A 742-nucleotide genomic window follows, 5' to 3' on the forward strand; every position below is an offset into this window, starting at 1 on the left:
GAATTGAAGATTTTGAAAGATCACTATACGAAGGGATCAAAGCCGGAGATATTACGAATTGTATCGTTCCTACCTTTGAAAATTTGGATTTGATTCCAAGCGACTTGGATTTAGTTGGTTTACCTATTTTTTTGAATGACACAGTAAAGGGAAACATAAAATCTCGAGCTTATCTTTTAGATCATTTGATTGAGCCATTGCGCAATGATTATGATTTTATTTTCATTGATACACCGCCAACGATTTCCGATTTTACGAATAATGCGGTTGTTGCTGCGGATTATGCAGCGCTTGTCATGCAAACACAGGATTGGAGCTTTAAAGCCACACAGCAATTCATTCCGTACCTACAGGAAATGATACATGCTTATGAAACGGATATTGATTTACTGGGAGTCATCCCCTTGCTGATCGAATCGAGAAGTCCTAGTGATATAAGTGTTTTTAACCGCGCAAAAGAAGAATACGGCGAATATCTCATGAAGAGCGCTATTTATCACCGGCGGAGGATTAAAACATTTACTCGAAAAGGGATTACTGATAATGATCGTCATGATAAAGACGCATTGTATATGTATAAGCGTCTTGCAAAAGAAATGTTAGAGAGGATGGGATATGATGGGCCTTTTGGAGAGACCACATCGGAACAAGACAACGAGGGGCAATGAGTGGACGCAGAGTGTAAAGAAAAATAAAGACAAGAGGGGAACAATTAAAGTTCCGCGAGATCAGCATGATCGGT

1 protein-coding gene is annotated in these 742 nt (G+C 39.4%); it reads left to right on the forward strand.

Annotated elements, in window-relative coordinates; genetic code table 11:
* The coding region (locus ACFVVO_RS39410; protein WP_390061704.1) for a ParA family protein at positions 1 to 668 on the forward strand (668 nt) is incomplete at its 5' end.
* Between the last annotated feature and the right edge of the window lie 74 nt (positions 669 to 742).

This window comes from Streptomyces sp. NPDC058145 (assembly GCF_042884245.1).
Classification (GTDB): Bacteria; Actinomycetota; Actinomycetes; order Streptomycetales; family Streptomycetaceae; genus Streptomyces.